Source organism: Orbaceae bacterium lpD02 (genome assembly GCA_036251875.1).
In the GTDB taxonomy this organism is placed as follows: Bacteria; Pseudomonadota; Gammaproteobacteria; order Enterobacterales; family Orbaceae; genus Orbus; species Orbus sturtevantii.
Window position 1 is genome coordinate 1,908,470 of the sequence record CP133960.1, and the last position, 19,833, is coordinate 1,928,302.

Here is a 19,833-nt window from a genome sequence, read left to right on the forward strand (position 1 = left end):
ACTTACTCGGTGATTTTGAAGATATAGCTCTTCCGAGTTATAAAATAGCCTGCTAAACTAATATTATATTTGTGCATTAATCTAGAATTGGAATAAATCATGCGAGCTAGTCAATATCTGCTATCTACCCTAAAAGAAACCCCTGCTGATGCTGAAGTCATCAGCCACCAATTGATGCTTCGTGCTGGAATGATCAGAAAAGTAGCCTCAGGCCTTTATACATGGTTACCTACTGGCTATAGAGTCCTTAAAAAAGTTGAAAAAATTGTTCGTGAAGAAATGAACAAAGCCGGAGCAATAGAATTATTAATGCCGGTCGTCCAACCTGCGGACATTTGGCAAGAAAGTGGCCGTTGGGAACAATATGGACCTGAACTTTTACGCATCAAAGATCGCGGCGATCGTGATTTTGTCCTCGGTCCAACTCATGAGGAAGTGATTACCGACTTAGTGCGTAATGAAGTCAGTTCTTATAAACAATTACCATTAAATTTTTTTCAGATTCAAACTAAATTTCGTGATGAAGTTCGTCCTCGCTTTGGCGTGATGCGTTCTCGTGAATTCATTATGAAAGACGCATATTCATTTCATACCACGCAAGAATCGCTACAAAAAACTTATGAAACCATGTATGCCGCTTATAGTGCTATCTTTACTCGAGCAGGGCTTGATTTTAGAGCAGTACAAGCTGATACCGGATCAATTGGTGGAAATTGGTCACATGAATTCCAAGTACTCGCAGATAGCGGTGAAGATGATGTTGTTTTTTCAACCGAGTCTGATTATGCGGCAAATATTGAGAAAGCAGAAGCATTAGCGCCGACGATCACAAGGGCTGAACCAACAAAAGTGATGGAATTAATTGAAACGCCAAATGCAAAAACTATTGAAGAGCTGGTTAAGCAATTTAACTTAGCGGTTGAAAAAACCGTTAAAACACTTATTGTTAAAGCCGATCCAGAGAGTAAACATCAATTCATTGCTTTACTCGTACGTGGTGACCATACTCTCAACGAGTTAAAAGCAGAGAAACTTGAGCTCGTTGCTTCACCATTAGAATTTGCATCTGAACAAGAAATCTATACGGCAATCGGTGCTGGTCCAGGCTCGCTAGGCCCTGTTAATATTAAATTACCGGTAATTATTGATCGTGACGTTGCAGTAATGAGTGATTTTAGTGCGGGCGCAAATATTGATGGTAAACATTTTTTCAATATTAATTGGCAAAGAGATGTAAATTTACCTACAGTTGCCGACATTCGCAATGTGGTTGAAGGAGACCTAAGCCCAGATGGAAAAGGCACATTATTAATTAAACGCGGCATTGAAGTCGGCCATATTTTCCAACTTGGTACTAAATATTCTAAAGCCATGAATGCCACCGTACAGGGTGAAGATGGTCAAAATCATGTAATGATCATGGGTTGTTATGGTATCGGTGTAACGCGTATCGTCGCGGCGGCAATCGAGCAGCGCCACGATGAGCGAGGTATTATCTGGCCAGAAGCTATCGCTCCATTTAATGTCGCGATTATTCCAATGAACATGCATAAATCTGAAAAAGTACAGCAAACTGCAGAAAAATTATATGCAAAATTACAAGCTGCAGGCATTGACGTATTCTTTGACGATCGCAAAGAGCGCCCTGGCGTAATGTTTGCTGATGCAGAGCTTATCGGCATTCCACATACGATTGTGATTGGCGAGCGAAATCTTGATAATGGTGAAGTCGAGTATAAATATCGTGCAAATAGCGATAAACAGATGATCAGGGCTGATAGTATAATTGATTTTATAACGAGCAAGTGCCAGTAGATAATTAGCAAGGTTATAACGAAATAAAAAATCCCTTATTGATTTTAGATATAAGGGATTTTTATTTACCCTTTAGGTTTCCAACGCCTTAACAGCAAGGAATTAGTCACAACACTAACACTACTTAACGCCATCGCTGCCCCCGCAATTATGGGGTTAAGTAAGCCAAACGCGGCTAGTGGAACACCGATTAAATTATAAAAGAAAGCCCAAAATAAGTTTTGTTTGATCTTACTGTAAGTTTTTCTAGAGATATCAATTGCATCTGCAATTAATAGTGGGTTACCTCGCATTAAGGTCACTTCTGCCGTATGCATCGCAACGTCAGTACCGGTACCCATTGCAATACCAATATCGGCAGCAGCTAATGCTGGCGCGTCATTAACACCATCTCCAACCATCGCAACTTTACCGTAGCTTTTTTGCATTTGATAAATTTTATCTGCTTTATCTTGCGGCAATACCTGTGCCACAACTTCATCAATCGCAAGCGACTGGGCAACCGTATTCGCCGCGCTTTCACTGTCCCCGGTTAGCATAACCGTTTTAACACCTAAGCTGTGCAACGCTTCAATTGCAGGCTTAGCTTGCTCTTTTACTGTGTCAGAAAAACCTAACAATGCTAAAATCTTAATACTATTATCCGTTTTCTCTGCAAGCCATGATAAGGTATAGCCTTTATCTTGTAACTTACTAATGCTCTTTTGCCACTTACTAAAGTCAGCGTTTAACGAAATCAACCAGCGAGCACTACCTAAAATATAGCAATGGTTATTAACCGCCGCGGTAATTCCAGAGCCAGCAACATTAACTAGGTTTTGTGCATAACTATATTGCAGATTGAGAGTGTTGGCTTTATTCAATACCGCACTAGCGAGCGGATGTTCGCTGCCCAATTGCATTGATGCCGCTATTGCTAATAACTTGTGCTCATCTATTTCTGCCTGTGTTTCAAACACCACTAACTCTGGTTTACCAATAGTCAGTGTACCTGTTTTATCAAATGCGACGGCTTTAATACTATGCATGGTTTCTAGTGCTTGTGCGTCTTTAATCAAAATACCGTGACGAGCAGCAGCACCCGTTCCAACCATAATCGAGGTCGGCGTTGCCAGCCCAAGCGCACATGGGCAGGCAATCACTAATACCGCTACGGCATTAAGTAGCGCCTGCTGCCAATCATGACTAAAAATCCCCCAAGCGAGTAATGTCATAAAAGCAATCAGTAAAATTATCGGTACAAAGATAGCACTAATACGGTCAACTACCCTTTGAATAGGGGCTTTTTTAGCTTGTGCGGATTCAACCATGTGAATAATTTTAGCCAACATCGATTCGGCTTGAACTGCGGTAACCTTTACACGCAATAGTCCTTCACCATTAATTGCCCCCCCAGTGACAATGTCGCCAATGTCCTTACTGACAGGTAAACTTTCACCAGTTATCATTGATTCATCACTACTTGAAATACCCTCAACGATTACACCATCAACAGGAATTCGTTCGCTAGGTTTAATGATCACGATATCGTCAATATTTACTTGTTCAACCGGCAACGTTAATTCTTTCCCTTCGCGCCAGACCCTTGCGGTATTAGGGCGTAATGCACTAAGAGCCTCGATTGCCTGAGTTGTTTGATGCTTTGCTCTTGCCTCTAACCATTTACCAAATAAAATTAAGGTAATGATCACGGCAGAAGATTCAAAATAAAGATGTGGCATATGAGCGCTATGCCAATGTAAAACCAACTGATAAAGTGATAATCCATAAGCCGCCGTTGTCCCGATTGCCACTAATAGATCCATGTTACCAGCAAATGCTTTTACTGCTTTCCAGGCACTACGATAGAATCGTGCTCCCAAAATAAACTGGACCGGTGTAGCTAAAATTAACTGCGTCCAAGCAGGTAGCATCCAATGTAGACCAAATGGCTCTAATAACATGGGTAACATCAACGGTAACGAGAGCAATACAGCAATAATTACGGGCCATAATGATGGCTGCCTCGGTTTGATAATTTGCATTTTTTTATCATCAAAGAACGCTGCTTTATAGCCCGCATCCTCGACGGCTCGAATTAAGGCGGCAATATTAAGATGAGCACCTATAACCGTTGCTTTTTCTGTTGCTAAATTAACTTGCGCTGTTTTAACCCCGCTCACTCTGCTTAATGCTTTTTCCACTCGGTTAACACAAGATGCACAACTCATATCGCCGATAGATAAAATAATTTGCTGTTCATCTTTATCTATAGAAGGAATGGCAATAGCGTGATATCCACTATCATCAATTGCTTTAAGCAAAATATCGATATTAATATCATGTGAACTTTGAACTAGTGCTTTTTCAGTTGCCAAATTAACTGTCGCATCAACAACACCATCAATTTTATTTAGTGCTTTTTCAACCCTACTTACACACGAAGCGCATGACATTCCTTCGATAATAAACTGATATTCTGCCATTTAATCCACTCCCAATTTAAAGCATATAATGTGATATTATCACTGGAAATTTTATTCGTACAGAGACTAACTATAGATAATTGTGGTGTTTTGGCAGAAAATATGGTATAAAACCCGCGCATCTTTCTGTAACTGGAAGAGCGAAATAATTTAATTAACGTTATAACACACACATATTAGTACACTTTGCCGGGGTGCTTTGGTCAAAAATGGCTAGAGTCGGTTAAAGCGAATATGTGGAGGCATAACCCCAATCTATAATGAGGAAATCATGACTACAGTATCTATGCGCGATATGCTGCAAGCTGGTGTACACTTCGGACACCAAACCCGCTACTGGAACCCAAAAATGAAACCATTTATTTTTGGTGCTCGTAATAAAGTTCATATTATCAATCTTGAAAAAACAGTTCCTATGTTCAACGAAGCATTAGATATGCTAAATAAAGTGGCCGCTCGTCGTGGTAAAATTTTATTTGTTGGTACAAAACGTGCTGCAAGCGAAGCGGTTAAGCAAGCGGCTGAAAGCTGTGGACAATTTTATGTCAATCACCGTTGGTTAGGTGGTATGTTGACTAACTGGAAAACAGTTCGTCAATCAATTAAACGTTTAAAAGATTTAGAAACGCAATCACAAGACGGAACTTTTGATAAATTGACCAAAAAAGAAGCGTTAATGCGTGCTCGAGAAATGGCTAAATTAGAAAATAGCCTTGGTGGTATTAAAAATATGGGTGGCTTACCAGATGCGATTTTTGTTATCGGGGCAGACCATGAACATATTGCAATAAAAGAAGCTAACAACTTAGGGATTCCTGTTGTTGCTATCGTTGATACCAACTCAAATCCAGATGGCATTGACTATGTTGTTCCTGGCAATGATGATGCAATTCGTGCTATTCAACTATATGCAAATGCAGTAGCAAGTACGGTAAGTGCTGGGCGCGAACAAAATCAAGCTCCTGTTGTAGAAGCAGCATTTATTGAAGAGCCAGCAACAGCAGAATAATTTATTTATAAATTATTTATCTATGAACAGGAGGAGTTCGCTCCTCCTATCTTGTGTATCAAATACAGTTTGCCGAAGATTACCTTGGGTGAACGACAGATTTAACAGAGGGTAAAAACATGGCTGAAATAACTGCCTCTATGGTTAAAGAACTGCGTGAAAGAACGGCCGCAGGTATGATGGAATGTAAAAAAGCACTAGTTGAAGCAAATGGTGATATTGAACTCGCTATCGACAATATGCGTAAATCAGGTCAAGCAAAAGCAGCTAAAAAAGCAGGGCGTGTTGCTGCTGAAGGGACAATTATTTCTAAAATTTCAGCAGATAAACAATTCGGTGTCATTCTAGAAATTAACTGTGAAACAGACTTCGTGGCAAAAGATGCCGGTTTCCTAGCGTTTAGTGAAAAAGTCGCAGCAGCAGCATTGGCTGATCGCATTAGTGATATCGGGACATTGCAAGCTAAATTCGAAGAAGAAAGAACAGCATTAGTTGCTAAAATTGGTGAAAATATTGGCATTCGCCGCATTGCAGAAGTCAGTGGCAATGTCGTTGGTAGCTATCAACACGGAGCCCGCATTGGCGTATTAGTTGCGGCAAATGGTGCTGATGATGAATTAGTTAAGCATATTGCAATGCATATTGCGGCAAGCAAACCTGAGTACGTCGACCCATCAGATGTTCCTTCAGATGTTGTTGAACATGAACGTCAAATTCAAATTGATATTGCAATGCAATCTGGTAAGCCTCGTGAAATCGCAGAAAAAATGGTTGAAGGCCGTATGCGCAAATTCACTGGTGAAGTATCTTTAAATGGTCAACCATTTGTTATGGATCCTGCTAAAACAGTTGGTGAGTTGCTAAAAGAGAAAAACGCGACTGTTGCAACATTTATTCGTTTTGAAGTAGGTGAAGGTATTGAGAAAGTTGAAGTAGATTTCGCTGCAGAAGTAGCAGCAATGTCAAAACAATCTTAATTGCCGATTAAAATAGCAAAACCGCCTTCTAGGCGGTTTTGTTTATGATCAAAATACTTTAGAATTATATCCACAAGTTAATTATTAATTTAATTCATAGGATTTTTCTGCTATGACAAAACAAACTCCCTACTATAAACGTGTTCTTTTAAAGCTAAGTGGTGAAGCACTACAAGGTGATGAAGGTTTCGGTATTGATGCATCTGTTCTTGATAGAATGGCCTTAGAGATTAAAGAACTAGTCGAAATGGGTGTTGAAGTTGCAGTTGTTATTGGCGGTGGTAATTTATTTAGAGGAGCTGGTCTAGCTAAAGCGGGCATGAACCGTGTTGTTGGCGATCATATGGGAATGCTTGCAACCGTGATGAATGGTCTAGCGATGCGTGATGCACTACATCGAATTGAAATTAACGCGCGTTTAATGTCGGCAATTCCATTGAATGGTGTATGTGATGACTACCGTTGGACAGAAGCGATTAGCTTGCTTAAGCATGGTAAAGTGGTTATTCTTTCAGCTGGAACCGGAAACCCTTTTTTTACTACCGATTCTGCCGCCTGCTTACGAGGAATTGAAATTGAAGCTGATGTAGTATTAAAAGCGACGAAAGTCAATGGTGTTTACTCCGCCGATCCTATCAAAGATCATAATGCAACATTATTTAAAACTCTAAATTACGGGAAAGTGCTAGATGATGAGCTCAAAGTCATGGATCTTGCCGCTTTTACCCTTGCTCGTGATCATAATCTACCTATCTGTGTTTTTAATATGAACAAACCAGGTGCTTTAAAGAGAGTGATTCTTGGGGAACCAGAAGGAACACTTATTAACAATGATGTCACAATAAGTTGCTAATTATAGAAAAGAAGGTTTTATATTATGCTAAATGAGATACAAAAAGACGCTCAGGATAGAATGGAAAAAAGCTTAGATGCTTTCCAAAATCACATTGGCAAAATCCGTACAGGACGAGCCTCACCAAGCTTACTTGATAATATCATGGTTGAATATTATGGTAGCGCTACACCACTACGCCAACTAGCAAACGTTGTCGCTGAAGACTCAAGAACCCTTGCTATTACTGTATTTGATAAATCACTTACCCCCGCTGTTGAAAAATCAATTCTCGCATCAGATTTAGGGTTAAATCCCGCATCAACAGGTACAGTTATTCGTGTTCCACTACCACCATTAACGGAAGAACGACGCCGTGATTTAACAAAAATCGTCCGAAGTGAAGCAGAGCAAGGCCGAGTTTCAATCCGTAACGTAAGACGTGATGCCAATGAGCAAATTAAAGTATTATTGAAAGATAAATCTATCTCTGAAGATGATGAACGCAAAGCTCAAGATATCATTCAAAAGTTAACGGATAGTATGATTAAAAAACTTGATGCCGTTCTCGCGGATAAAGAAAAAGAACTAATGGAATTTTAGTTTTGTAATATTATTAATAATGTTATTAAAAAAAGCCGAGTAGTGACTAACTCGGCTTTTCTATTTGTTAAAAACACACGATTAAGCTTCAATAGCCACGCGTAGTTTTTGTAGTGCATTTTTCTCTAACTGGCGTACTCGTTCAGCTGAAACATTGTATTTAGTCGCTAGTTCTTGCAATGTTGATTTACTATCATCAACGTCAAGCCAACGAGCTTTAATAATATCCTGACTACGCTGATCTAACTGCGATAGCGCATCGTGCAGTTTATCCGTTGCGTCATTCTCCCAATTATCATTTTCAATTGACTTTGAAAAATCTGAACTGGAATCTTCTAAATACAGTGCTGGGGCTACAATAGAATTGTCATCATCATCATTATCAATATCAAACGACATATCTTGCGCTGACATTCTTGATTCCATTTCTAACACATCTTTTCGTGTCACACCAAGCTCATCAGCAACAATGCCAACTTCATCATGGCTAAACCATCCTAAACGTTGCTTGGATTTGCGTAGATTAAAGAATAATTTACGCTGTGCTTTAGTTGTGGCAACTTTGACTATTCGCCAATTTTTTAGTACATACTCATGAATTTCAGCTTTGATCCAATGAACCGCAAATGAAACTAAACGCACCCCCATCTCAGGGTTAAAACGACGAACGGCCTTCATGAGGCCAATATTACCTTCTTGGATCAGATCTGCTTGCGGTAAACCATACCCAGAATAACCGCGAGCGACATGTGCAACAAAACGAAGATGAGACAAAATAAGCTGCCTTGCAGCATCAACATCATCATGATAATAGAGCTTTTCACCTAATGCTTTTTCTTCCTCTGCGCTTAACATTGGATAAGTGTTAATCATGCGCAGATAAGATTCAATATTACCTTGTGGGATCAAAGCAACCGATGGTATTTTTATGTTGTTACTCATATAAAAACTCCCCCTACGTATTTTTTATTTGCTGTTATTTCAATAGAAACAACAAACTAATATTCTGATTATCAAATAATAGTTAATATTACTGATAGTTCTTAATTAGACCATGAAAATGTGATTCAGTTCACATTTTTATCAATAAATAAATATTTAGTCAACCGTTCTAATAATAAAACCACCCGTTAACCAATATGAGCCATGTTTAAATACTTTTTCGTTGCAACCAGTGCAGACAGCCAGCCGATTATTGTTGAAATAAGCGCAATAAATAATGCTTCATCCCAGTTCAAACCTTCTATTTTAAATATTGTTCCAAAAATAGACGAAACATTCAAGATGATCGCATCAATTTGAAAGATAAATATTTCCGATAGAATTAATGCGATGACACCACTGACAAAACCATTAAATATTCCACTATATAAAAATGGACGTAAAATAAACCCCTCTGTAGCGCCAATAAGCTGCATAACCACAATAGTTTGGCGCCTAGCAAAAATAGCCAATCGAATGCTATTACCAATCACTAAAGAAACAGCAATCATCATCAGTATCGAAATAGTCCAAACAATGGTTTTGACCATGTCAGTTAGGGCGGTTAAGCGGGTAAACCAACTATCATCTAGCCGAACATCCTCAACGCCGTTTAGTTCAATAATTTGTGCCTGAACAGCATGCAATACGCTAGTTTGTTTAGCATCCTCTTTCGGGATGACTATTGCAACAGCGGGCAACGGATTTTCATCAAGTAAATCAATAGCATCATTAAATCCCGACCAAAGTTTAAACTCATCTAATGCTTCATCACGAGAAAGATAACTAATATTTTCGACCTCAGAATATAACTTTATTTTAGCCAATAGCTCATTCGTTTGCTCCGCTGTTAACGATTTATCTATATATACGGTTAAATTTGGCGTTGGGTACCATTGATGCGCTGCTTGGTTAGCATTTTTCCATAGTAAATAACTAATCGTTGGTAAAGTGATTGAAATAGCGATAACAATAATAGTCAATAATGAGGCTAGAATATGCTGACGAAAATCATTAAAAACATTTTGCCATGCATATTGAATTTGCCTTTTCCAGCGAGAAAAAAAAATATTATCGTCTGTTTGCTGATTTTTATTCCTACGCGCTAACATGACTATCTCCAATCAAGCGTCCTTGACTTAAGTTCAAAACTCGATGATGTTTGCGCCTAATTAATCCCATGTTATGCGTGGCCATTAACACGGTTACACCACTTTGATTAAATTCCTCAAATAATTTTAAGACATCTTTTGATAGTTTATCATCTAAATTACCTGTCGGTTCATCGGCAAGTAATATTCTTGGCTTATTAACAATCGCTCTGGCTATACCCACCCGCTGCTGCTCTCCACCAGATAATTGAATAGGATAAAATTTCATTTTATCAATTAGCCCAACTTTATCTAACGCCGCCGAAACTCGACGACGGATCTCTTCTATCGGTTTACCTAAAATAATAAGAGGAATAGCAACATTATCATATACTGAATGATCCATCAGCAATTGATGATCTTGAAAAATCATACCGATTTTACGGCGTAAAAATGGAATATCTTGTTTTCTTAACTGATTGACATCATGGCCGTTTAGCAGCACCCGTCCATCATTAGCACGATCCAGTCCGCAGATTAAACGTAGTAAAGTGCTTTTCCCCGCGCCAGAATGACCCGTTAGGAAAGCCATTTCGCCATCAGCAAGAGAAAAATTAATATTCTGTAAAGCAGGCTTGCCGCCAGAATATACTTTACTCACTCGGTCAAATCGAATCATGGATTTTCACTGTCACCTTTATCATCATCAAAAAGAGCATCAATAAAATCACTGGCAATAAAAGGCCTTAAATCGTCGATTTTTTCCCCAACACCAATATAACGAATAGGAATACCCAATTGATCTGCTATACTAAAAATAACACCACCTTTTGCTGTACCGTCTAACTTCGTTAGTGTTATCCCTGTTAATCCAACCACGTCATTAAATATCTTCGCTTGACTAATTGCATTTTGACCTGTGCTTGCATCAATCGTTAACATAATTTCATGAGGGGCATTATCATCTTGTTTTTTCAGAACACGAACTATTTTCTTTAGCTCATCCATTAAATGAGATTTATTTTGTAATCGCCCTGCGGTATCGGCAATTAATACATCTATTTTTCTTGACTTCGCCGCTTGTAAGGCATCAAATATTACGGAAGCAGAATCCGCATTAGTATGTTGGGCGATGACAGGAATATTATTACGCTCACCCCAGACTTGCAACTGCTCAACTGCTGCGGCTCTAAACGTATCTCCCGCAGCAAGCATGACCGACTTGCCTTCCTGTTGAAACTGCTTGGCTAATTTACCTATCGTCGTCGTCTTACCTACGCCGTTGACACCAACCATTAAAATAACAAAAGGCGTGTGCTTATTAAGATCTAATGGTTCGTCGACTTTAGTCAAAATATTTTCCATTTCTGCCTTAAGCAAACCATGTAAAGCGTCGGCATCTTTAAGCTGTTTCCGCGAAGCATGCTCAGTGAGCGAATGAATCATTTTCTGTGTCGTATCAACACCAACATCAGCAATTAACAGTTGCTCTTCTAGCTCTTCAAAAAGATCGCTATCAATTTTTCTACCTTTAAACAAAGATACAAAACCAGAACCAATATTTTGCTTGGTTTTAAATAATCCATTTTTTAAGCGAGCAAAAAAGCCCACTTTTTGTTGTTCTGTCATTTGAACAATAACTCCGATAATATCTTATTACTTATTAAAATTTGCTGTCTATTATTGACTAAAAATCAGCTTATAACAAACTACATTATATACACTTAGTCCTTTAATAGACAGTTTAGCCCAATCAAAACTGACTCAGCGCCTTATCATTTACGTTAAGACATTTACCATCGCTTATGATTCATTAGCAATTCTTGATGCTAATTGAATTTGCTCATCAGTTGGGACTTTTCCAGTATAAAGAATAAATTGCTCAACTGCCTGTAAAATCATCACTTCACGCCCTGAAATAGTTATCTGCTTGTGTTTCAATGCCTCGTTAATCAATGGTGTATTAACTGGCATGGCAACTACGTCAAAGACAACAGTAGCATGTTTAACTAGATCCGCAGAAAATGATAACTTATCTGAGTCAGAGCTACCTGCCATACCGATAGGTGTTGCATTAACTAAAATATCATAATGACTTTTTGGTGTCGTTAACGCTAAAAAGCCATACTTATCTGCTAGCTTTTGCGCTGAAACGCCATTACGCGCAAGAATAGTCACATTCCTAAAACCAGCATCATAAAATGCAGCAATAACGGCCTTGGCCATGCCACCAGTACCGTGAATAATAACTGATTGCTCTTGTTTTAGCGCATATTGAGTAATTAATTTGCGAATCGCAATATAATCAGTATTATAAGCAGTTAAATAGTTATTATCATTGACAATCGTATTGACCGAATCAATGGCTAAAACCGAATCAGTCAATTTATCTAAAAAGGGAATGCACGCTTCTTTAAATGGCATCGAAATCGCGCAACCTCGAATACTTAATGCCCGAATACCCTTTATTGCATCTTCAATATTTTGAGTAGAAAAAGCCTTATAAATATAATTAAGTCCTAGCTGTTGATACAAGCTATTGTGAAATTTTGTACCAAAATTACCTGGTCTTGCAGACAAAGACATACAAAGTTTGGTATCTTTATTAATCATCTATCTTCTCCTCAGTATTGATGCTAGTTTATTTAGTTAAATAGCTCTGTTTGTGTTAGCGCTTGCCATTTTCCTAAAGTAAGTGAATGTTCAAATAAATTAAATTCGCCAATCTGCACTCGTACAAGCCTCAAGCAGGGAAACCCAACAGCGGCACACATACGCCTAACTTGGCGATTTTTTCCTTCTGTTATCGTGATACTTAACCATGATGTAGGGATTGCTTTACGTTCGCGAATTGGTGGCTCTCGTTGCCAAAGAGAAGTTGGCGTTTCAATTATGTTAACTTTTGCTGGTTGAGATATAAATTCTTTCAATCGAACGCCTTTTTGCAATTGGTTAATCGCATTAGGCGTAACTAATCCGTCTACTTGAGCCCAATACGTTTTGGGTAGTTTAAATTTCGGTGACGCAATTTTTGTTTGTAATTTACCATCATTAGTTAACAACAATAATCCTTCACTATCCGTATCTAGTCGACCAGCAGGATAAAATTCAGGTAACTCAATATATTGTTTTAGACTTGGGTATGTATCGTGCTGAGAAAACTGACAAATAACCCCATACGGTTTATTAAATGCAATAAGTGACGTCGCCATGATATGAATATCTTATGTTATTTACTAAGTAAGATTATACACAAAATTTATCAATATTCGTGTGATAAAAAAGAATAGATAAAAAAAGCCGAGCATTTCGCTCGGCAAAAGCTGATACAAAAAATCAAACTACATTAATTTTCTCATTGTATCTGCAATTTTTTCTGCTTGCGGACCAATAATGATTTGAGCGCCTGTTTTGCCTAACTTCACGACACCTTTAGCGCCAAGAATTTTCGATTTTTCGGTATCGACTAATGAAGAGTCTTTTACCGTTAGGCGTAATCTAGTAATACAAGCCTCTACATTGGTAATATTATCTTTGCCACCAGAGGCTTCTAAATATTTAAGCGCTATTTGCTCTAAATCATCTTCTTTATCATTATTAACTTCTTCGGCGTTAGTCTGAGTGACATCTTGATTATAGTTAAAATCATCCTCTCGACCCGGCGTTTTAATATTAAAAATTTTGATACTAAAGTAGAAAATAATAAAGTAGAGAGCCCCAAAAACAAGACCGATAGGGATTAATAGACCTGGCTTGGTCGCAAGTCCCCAATTTAAGATATAATCAATTAAACCAGCTGAAAAACCAAAACCATGCAATATGCCTAAAGAGTTAACAACTATCATGGAAATACCGGCCAAAATAGCATGTATAACATATAGTAATGGCGCCAAAAAGAGGAAAGTAAATTCGATAGGCTCGGTGATACCAGTCAAAAATGCGGTAAACGCGACAGAGACTAGCAAACCCCCAATTCGGCTACGATTAGCTTTTGGTGCAGCAAAATACATTGCTAATGCCGCGCCAGGTAATCCAAACATAAAGATAGGGTATGCCCAAGCCATATAAACACCAGCGGTTGGATCGCCAGCAAAGAATCGGTTTAAATCACCTCGGATAATCGAAGGCGCAATTTCGGTGATAACACTTCCCACAATGGGGTTATTATGCACATCAACTACACTTCCGCCCAGAGCAAGATCTTTTACAACATCAGGACTTAAACAAATAAAGTGCTGAGTTGCTTCTAAACCACCGACGGCAATCACTTCATATGTCACTTTCGTGCATTCGCCCAAGAAACCAAACCAAAAAACTGAGTGCAAAATATAGTGTAAACCAAATGGAATTAACGCTCGATTCATAACGCCATAAGTAAACTCGCCGATAGCGCCGCTACTTGATACAAATAAGCTGAAACTATTAATTCCATTTTGTACATAAGGCCAAATTTCGCCGCAAATAAAGGCTAATATTAAACAAATCAGACCGGTCATTATGGGTACAAAGCGTTTTCCACCAAAAAATGCAAGATAATCGGGTAATTTAATATTATGGAAAAGATTATAAGAATGCCCGGCAACAATACCAGCTATAACACCACCAAAAAACGATAGGTTCAATTTGACATCACTCACCACAACGACTAGAGAGTTAGCAATTTCATTGCCATTTTTATCTAAAGCAGGCGAAACCCCTGGTATTAATTGGTGCAGTTTGGCAATAACACCGCCGTCTTTAACAATAAAACTGTATGCTTGTTCTAAATTATCCTTCAATACATAGGTGACATCAGTATAGTTACCTAATACCTCGGTTCCTTTCGTTAAGATAAAATACCCAACAGCCCCGGCTAAAGCTGCAGCGCCAGCACCATCTTTAGATAAACCAACAGCAATCCCTAAAGCAAATAATAAAGGTAAGTTGTCAAATATACTACCGCCCGCAACAGAAATAAACGGTATATTCAATACGTCAGGCTGACCTAAGCGCAATAAAATTGCTGCGATAGGTAATGTTGCAATAGGTAGCATCAAGGATTTACCGAGGCGCTGTAAATAAGCTAATATTCCCATAAGGGCTCCATAAATAATAACAAAACATGTAGTGTCCAGCCTATATTTGACACGATAATATTTTTCTCCGCAAATTAATTATGCTATTTTGTGATGTAAATCACTAATTATTGTAGTGAATATGATGATATTATAAACAATTCATGCTTATTTATTTTTTTTAGTAAAAAAACTTTTGTAAAAATAAAAAATATTAGTTACAGTAAATATAACTGTTGATTCAAATTAAATAAAATTAAAACGGAGCAATGATATGAGATTAATTCCATTACAAAATGCACAGCAAGGCGGAGCCTGGGCAGCTAATTATATTGTAGAGCAAATTAATAGATTTAACCCAACAGCGGATAAACCTTTCGTGTTAGGGTTACCAACGGGAAGCTCACCGCTATTGATGTATAAACAATTAATTAAACACTTTAAAGCTGGTAGGGTTAGCTTTAAAAATGTAGTAACGTTCAATATGGACGAATACGTAGGGATCCCCGAAGATCATCCTCAGAGCTATCACACGTTTATGTATGAAAATTTTTTCAATCATGTCGATATTAACCCTAACAATATTCATATCTTAAATGGTAATGCAAGCGATGTAGATAAAGAGTGCCAGCAGTATGAAGAAAAAATGAAATCATATGGAAAAGTAAACCTTTTTGTTGGTGGCGTGGGTCAAGATGGTCATATCGCATTTAATGAACCAAGCTCATCATTGTGTTCACGCACTCGAATCAAAACATTAACAGAAGATACCCGGATTGCTAATTCCCGCTTTTTTGATAATGATATAAATCAAGTGCCTAAATATGCTTTAACAATAGGTGTCGGTACACTGATGGATGCAGAAAAAGTATTATTATTGGTATTTGGCCACAATAAAGCGCTCGCATTGCAAGCCGCTATTGAGGGTTCAGTTAACCATATGTGGACAGTAAGTATTTTGCAAACTCACCAAAAAGCAATTATTGTTTGTGATGATCCAAGTACCAATGAATTAAAAGTAAAAACATTAAAATACTTTAAGCAACTTGAAATTGATAATTTAAAAGTAGATATACTTTAATATTATTTTGTATAAACACATTGATTTTTTAAATAAGAGTAAATTTTATGTATGCATTAACAAATTGCCGAATCTACACTGGGATGGAAGTACTTTATGATCATGCGGTCATCATCGATGATAATAGAATTTCAATGATTTGCCATAATGACAACATTCCGCATAATATTACGATTGAAAATTTACAAGGTGCAATATTAGCACCTGGATTTATTGATATTCAGCTCAATGGTTGTGGGGGGGTTCAATTTAATGAAGAAATCGACGCACTCAGTATCGAAACGCTAGACATTATGCAGCAAACTAATTTACTCTCAGGCTGCTCAAGTTATCTACCAACCTTGATCACCTCCAATGATGAGTTTATGCGTAAAGCGGTTGAAGTAATGCGCGAGTATTTAAAAAGCCATAGCAACCAAGCCTTAGGTCTTCACTTAGAAGGCCCATACATCAATCCAGAAAAAAAAGGCATTCACAATATTAATTACATTCGTAAACCCGATCAAGCCATGATTGATTTTTTGTGCGAAAACGCCGATGTAATTAAAATCATAACGTTAGCGCCAGAAAAAGTAGAGATAAGCTTTATTCAGCAATTAACGAGAGCTGGGATTCGAGTTTCTGCAGGGCATTCTAATGCAACTTATGAAGAGACCAGAGCAGGGTTTAATGCAGGAATTAGGATGGGAACACATCTTTTTAATGCTATGCCGGCAATGACCGGACGCATGCCTGGCGTGGTGGGTGCGATTTATGATGAGTCAGAAGTTTATTGCGGAATTATCGCAGATGGGCTACATGTTGACTGGGCAAATATTCGCAATTCTCAAAAAATTAAACGCGACAAATTAATCTTAATTACTGATGCCATACTACCTGTTGGTACGAATATTGAACAATGTACTTTTGGTGGTAAAACAGTTTATTACAAAGATGGTAAGTGTACTGATGCCAATGGAACGCTAGGTGGTTCAGGTCTAACAATGATAGAAGCCGTTAAAAATAGCGTTAACCATGCCGGCTTTGCTTTAGAAGAAGCACTGAGAATGGCGGCATTATATCCAGCGAAAGCAATTGGCGTTGATCATATGCTCGGGACAATTACAGCAGGTAAAGTTGCTAATTTAGTTGCCTTTGATCATAATTTCGTTATACAAAAAACGATTGTTAACGGTAAATTATAAATCACCAACATGAAGCATGTTATATCATTGTTAATTGTGTAGTATAGATAAAAGCAATGATATAACTCGTATTTAATTACAACAAAGTGTGCAACTTACTACCAATTGAGTATATAATTCTTCTCATAGAATAAATAAACTAAGGTAATGATGGTCGATGGCATTGAACTATTTAAATTTAGTCGGTAATGCAGAGTTAGTAAAACAACTCAATTATGCCATGATTTATCGATTAATTATTCAGCAAAGCCCTATTTCACGAATACAGTTAGCAGAAACAAGCCAATTAGCGCCAGCAAGTATTACAAAGATCACCCGCCAACTATTGCAAAAAAAACTTATTAAAGAAGTCGATATCCAACAATCTACTGGTGGTCGACCAGCTGTTTCGATTGAAGCTAAGTTCGAAAATTACCAATCTATTGCAATCCAACTGAGTCGAGCCCACGTTACCATTGAACTTTATGATCTTGGCGGTAATAGCCTTGTGTTTAAACGCTATCCGCTTACTGATTTCACTCAACGGCTCGCTCAACATTATTTAATCAATTTAATTGAACTATTCTGTAATGACCACAGCAAAAAAATTAAAAATTTAATTGCGCTTTCGGTTGTAATGCCAGGGGTTATTGACTCAGTTAATGGTATTGTTCGCTACACACCTCATATTACTGTCAATAACTGGCCACTTGCTGAAATTTTGCAGCAAAAATTTCATATTTCAGTTTTCGTTGGTAACGATGTGCAAAGCTTAGCGTTAGCTGAAAGCTATTTTGGCTCAACACAAAATATACAAGATTCAATTTTAATTCGCGTTCATCGCGGTGTTGGCTCTGGTGTAATTATTAACCAGCAATTATTGATGAACCATAATCAAAGCGCTTGCGAAGTAGGCCATATTCAAGTTAATCCATTAGGCCAGCGTTGCCATTGTGGCAATTTTGGCTGCCTTGAAAATCAAGTAGCTAATACTGCAATAGAAAATAGAGCTAAATTATTAATTGCACAAGGGTATCCGAGTAAATTGACAGAGAATAAATGCGATATCGTGAAAATTTGTCAATTAGCAAACCAAGGTGATGAATTAGCCGGCAAATTAATCCAAAATGCCGGCGAAAACTTAGGTAAAGCGGTTGCGATTATGGTTAATATTTTTAATCCACAACGCATTGTCTTAGCTGGCGAAATAACTAAATCACCGGAAATATTACTTAATGCAGTCAATAGTGTGCTTTATTCACAAAGCCTACAGCAGCTACGCGAAAATTTATCGATCAGTTGTTCTACGTTAAATGATTATTCTGCTATCGGGGCATTCGCCTTAGTTCAACAGGCTCTATTTAACGGTTCACTATTAATGACGATCCTTGAGAAGGACCAGTAAAGTTAACTCACGGCTATCAGCCGTAAGTTATAAGTGTTAACGTAAAATTCTTAACATTCTACGTAACGGTTCTGCTGCGCCCCATAGCAGTTGATCACCAACCGTAAATGCAGATAAAAAGTCTTTCCCCATATTGAGTTTACGTAAACGCCCGACTGGTGTAGATAAGGTTCCTGTTACGGCAACGGGTGTTAGTTCTTTCATCGATAATTCTCGCTCATTAGGAATTACTTTTACCCAATCATTATGTGCAGATAATAATTGTTCAATATCAGGTATGCCAATATCTTGCTTAAGTTTAATCGTAAATGACTGACTATGACAACGCAGCGCGCCGACACGAACACATAAACCATCAACAGGAATAATGCTTGAGCTAGCTAAAATTTTATTCGTTTCTGCCTGCCCTTTCCATTCTTCTCGGCTTTGGCCATTATCTAATTGTTTATCAATCCATGGAATCAAGCTACCTGCCAATGGCACGCCAAAATTATCCGTTGGCAGTGAACCATCACGCATTTTCGCTGTCACTTTCTGCTCAATATCTAAAATCGAAGAATGAGGGTCAGATAACTCTTTTGCGATATCGGCATGTAACATGCCCATTTGCGTTAAAAGCTCACGCATATGCCGTGCTCCGCCACCGGAGGCCGCTTGATAAGTGGATACCGAAACCCAATCAACTAAATCGGCAGCGAACAACCCACCGAGCGACATAAGCATTAAACTAACAGTGCAGTTACCGCCAACAAATGTTTTTATGCCTCGATTTAAAGCACTATCAATATTAGCGCAATTAACTGGATCAAGAATAATAATCGCCTCATCTTCCATGCGCAGAGTTGAGGCCGCATCAATCCAATAGCCTTGCCAACCTGAAGCACGTAATTTAGGATAAATATCAGAGGTATAGTCACCGCCTTGGCAAGTAACAACAACATCTAATGCTTTAAGTGCATCAATATCATAAGCATTATGTAAAACACTGGTTTTACCCGTAAAAGAAGGTGCATCTTGACCAGCTTGGGAAGTTGAAAATAAAATAGCATTAATACCATCAAAATCATGCTCCTCTATCATACGCTGCATCAAAACGGAACCAACCATGCCTCGCCAACCAATAAAACCAACATTTTTCATAATCAATTATCCATAAGTTAAACTGAATGTTATTTTAAATGGGCAAACTACCCCAAACAATTTATGTCTAGCTATTAAAGCAAAATATCAGTATAAAACAAGCAGGATAATAAATTATTTTAGAAGCAGGGCTTATTATAAAAGGGAATTATGTGTTTTTGATATAAGCATAATGGGAATTTAAAAGCCGGTACGACCTATAAGCTTGATCATACCG

The 19,833-nt window shown here is 38.0% G+C and carries 17 protein-coding genes; 8 read left to right on the top strand and 9 right to left on the bottom strand.

Annotated elements, in window-relative coordinates; genetic code table 11:
* The first annotated feature begins 99 nt into the window (after nucleotides 1-99).
* Nucleotides 100-1,815 (top strand): proline--tRNA ligase, encoded by a 1,716-nt coding sequence (proS, locus tag RHO12_08305; GenBank protein ID WVD65384.1) that lies wholly within the window; start codon nucleotides 100-102, stop codon nucleotides 1,813-1,815.
* Nucleotides 1,816-1,880: 65 nt separating this feature from the next.
* Here proS and RHO12_08310 read toward each other — a convergent pair whose 3' ends face one another.
* On the bottom strand, nucleotides 1,881-4,280 hold the full coding sequence (locus tag RHO12_08310) for a heavy metal translocating P-type ATPase (protein WVD65385.1): 2,400 nt from the start codon (nucleotides 4,278-4,280) through the stop codon (nucleotides 1,881-1,883).
* Nucleotides 4,281-4,551: 271 nt separating this feature from the next.
* Between RHO12_08310 and rpsB the strand changes: the two genes are divergently transcribed.
* The 4 genes from rpsB to frr all read left to right on the top strand — a co-directional run bounded on the left by rpsB (nucleotide 4,552) and on the right by frr (nucleotide 7,701).
* Nucleotides 4,552-5,289 carry a 30S ribosomal protein S2 gene (gene rpsB / locus RHO12_08315; protein ID WVD65386.1) on the top strand — a complete coding sequence of 246 codons (738 nt, stop codon included), beginning with the start codon at nucleotides 4,552-4,554 and terminating at the stop codon, nucleotides 5,287-5,289.
* A gap of 119 nt (nucleotides 5,290-5,408) precedes the next feature.
* A complete protein-coding gene (gene tsf / locus RHO12_08320) occupies nucleotides 5,409-6,266 on the top strand; it encodes a translation elongation factor Ts (GenBank protein ID WVD65387.1) in 858 nt (285 codons plus the stop codon).
* A 112-nt stretch (nucleotides 6,267-6,378) separates the two neighbouring features.
* Complete coding sequence (gene pyrH, locus RHO12_08325) at nucleotides 6,379-7,119, top strand: UMP kinase (GenBank protein ID WVD65388.1); 741 nt, start codon at nucleotides 6,379-6,381, stop codon at nucleotides 7,117-7,119.
* A gap of 21 nt (nucleotides 7,120-7,140) precedes the next feature.
* Entirely contained in the window at nucleotides 7,141-7,701 is a 561-nt protein-coding gene (gene frr, locus RHO12_08330; GenBank protein ID WVD67389.1) for a ribosome recycling factor, read from the top strand.
* 81 nt (nucleotides 7,702-7,782) lie between these two features.
* Here frr and rpoH read toward each other — a convergent pair whose 3' ends face one another.
* The 7 genes from rpoH to RHO12_08365 all read right to left on the bottom strand — a co-directional run bounded on the left by rpoH (nucleotide 7,783) and on the right by RHO12_08365 (nucleotide 14,848).
* Complete coding sequence (gene rpoH, locus RHO12_08335; protein WVD65389.1) at nucleotides 7,783-8,643, bottom strand: RNA polymerase sigma factor RpoH; 861 nt, start codon at nucleotides 8,641-8,643, stop codon at nucleotides 7,783-7,785.
* Nucleotides 8,644-8,831: 188 nt separating this feature from the next.
* Nucleotides 8,832-9,794: a permease-like cell division protein FtsX gene (ftsX, locus tag RHO12_08340; protein ID WVD65390.1), complete on the bottom strand. Its 963-nt coding sequence runs from the start codon at nucleotides 9,792-9,794 to the stop codon at nucleotides 8,832-8,834.
* On the bottom strand, nucleotides 9,781-10,452 hold the full coding sequence (gene ftsE / locus RHO12_08345; protein ID WVD65391.1) for a cell division ATP-binding protein FtsE: 672 nt from the start codon (nucleotides 10,450-10,452) through the stop codon (nucleotides 9,781-9,783). Before ftsE ends, ftsX begins: the two co-directional genes overlap by 14 nt.
* A complete protein-coding gene (gene ftsY / locus RHO12_08350; GenBank protein ID WVD65392.1) occupies nucleotides 10,449-11,402 on the bottom strand; it encodes a signal recognition particle-docking protein FtsY in 954 nt (317 codons plus the stop codon). The genes ftsE and ftsY overlap by 4 nt, the downstream gene beginning before the upstream one ends.
* A gap of 174 nt (nucleotides 11,403-11,576) precedes the next feature.
* Nucleotides 11,577-12,386, bottom strand: a complete 810-nt coding sequence (locus RHO12_08355) for a shikimate 5-dehydrogenase (protein ID WVD65393.1) — start codon at nucleotides 12,384-12,386, stop codon at nucleotides 11,577-11,579.
* 32 nt (nucleotides 12,387-12,418) lie between these two features.
* Nucleotides 12,419-12,985 carry a pseudouridine synthase gene (locus RHO12_08360; protein ID WVD65394.1) on the bottom strand — a complete coding sequence of 189 codons (567 nt, stop codon included), beginning with the start codon at nucleotides 12,983-12,985 and terminating at the stop codon, nucleotides 12,419-12,421.
* A gap of 129 nt (nucleotides 12,986-13,114) precedes the next feature.
* A complete protein-coding gene (locus RHO12_08365) occupies nucleotides 13,115-14,848 on the bottom strand; it encodes a PTS transporter subunit EIIC (protein ID WVD65395.1) in 1,734 nt (577 codons plus the stop codon).
* Nucleotides 14,849-15,101: 253 nt separating this feature from the next.
* Here RHO12_08365 and nagB point away from each other — a divergent pair, with 253 nt between their 5' ends.
* The 3 genes from nagB (at nucleotide 15,102) to RHO12_08380 (ending at nucleotide 18,476) form a co-directional block, all read left to right on the top strand.
* On the top strand, nucleotides 15,102-15,908 hold the full coding sequence (gene nagB / locus RHO12_08370) for a glucosamine-6-phosphate deaminase (GenBank protein WVD65396.1): 807 nt from the start codon (nucleotides 15,102-15,104) through the stop codon (nucleotides 15,906-15,908).
* A gap of 47 nt (nucleotides 15,909-15,955) precedes the next feature.
* The gene (gene nagA / locus RHO12_08375; GenBank protein WVD65397.1) at nucleotides 15,956-17,092 is read left to right on the top strand and encodes an N-acetylglucosamine-6-phosphate deacetylase; all 1,137 of its coding nucleotides are present in this window, start codon (nucleotides 15,956-15,958) and stop codon (nucleotides 17,090-17,092) included.
* Nucleotides 17,093-17,249: 157 nt separating this feature from the next.
* Entirely contained in the window at nucleotides 17,250-18,476 is a 1,227-nt protein-coding gene (locus tag RHO12_08380) for an ROK family protein (protein WVD65398.1), read from the top strand.
* Between the two features lie 36 nt (nucleotides 18,477-18,512).
* Here RHO12_08380 and asd read toward each other — a convergent pair whose 3' ends face one another.
* On the bottom strand, nucleotides 18,513-19,616 hold the full coding sequence (gene asd / locus RHO12_08385; GenBank protein WVD65399.1) for an aspartate-semialdehyde dehydrogenase: 1,104 nt from the start codon (nucleotides 19,614-19,616) through the stop codon (nucleotides 18,513-18,515).
* Nucleotides 19,617-19,833 lie beyond the last annotated feature (217 nt).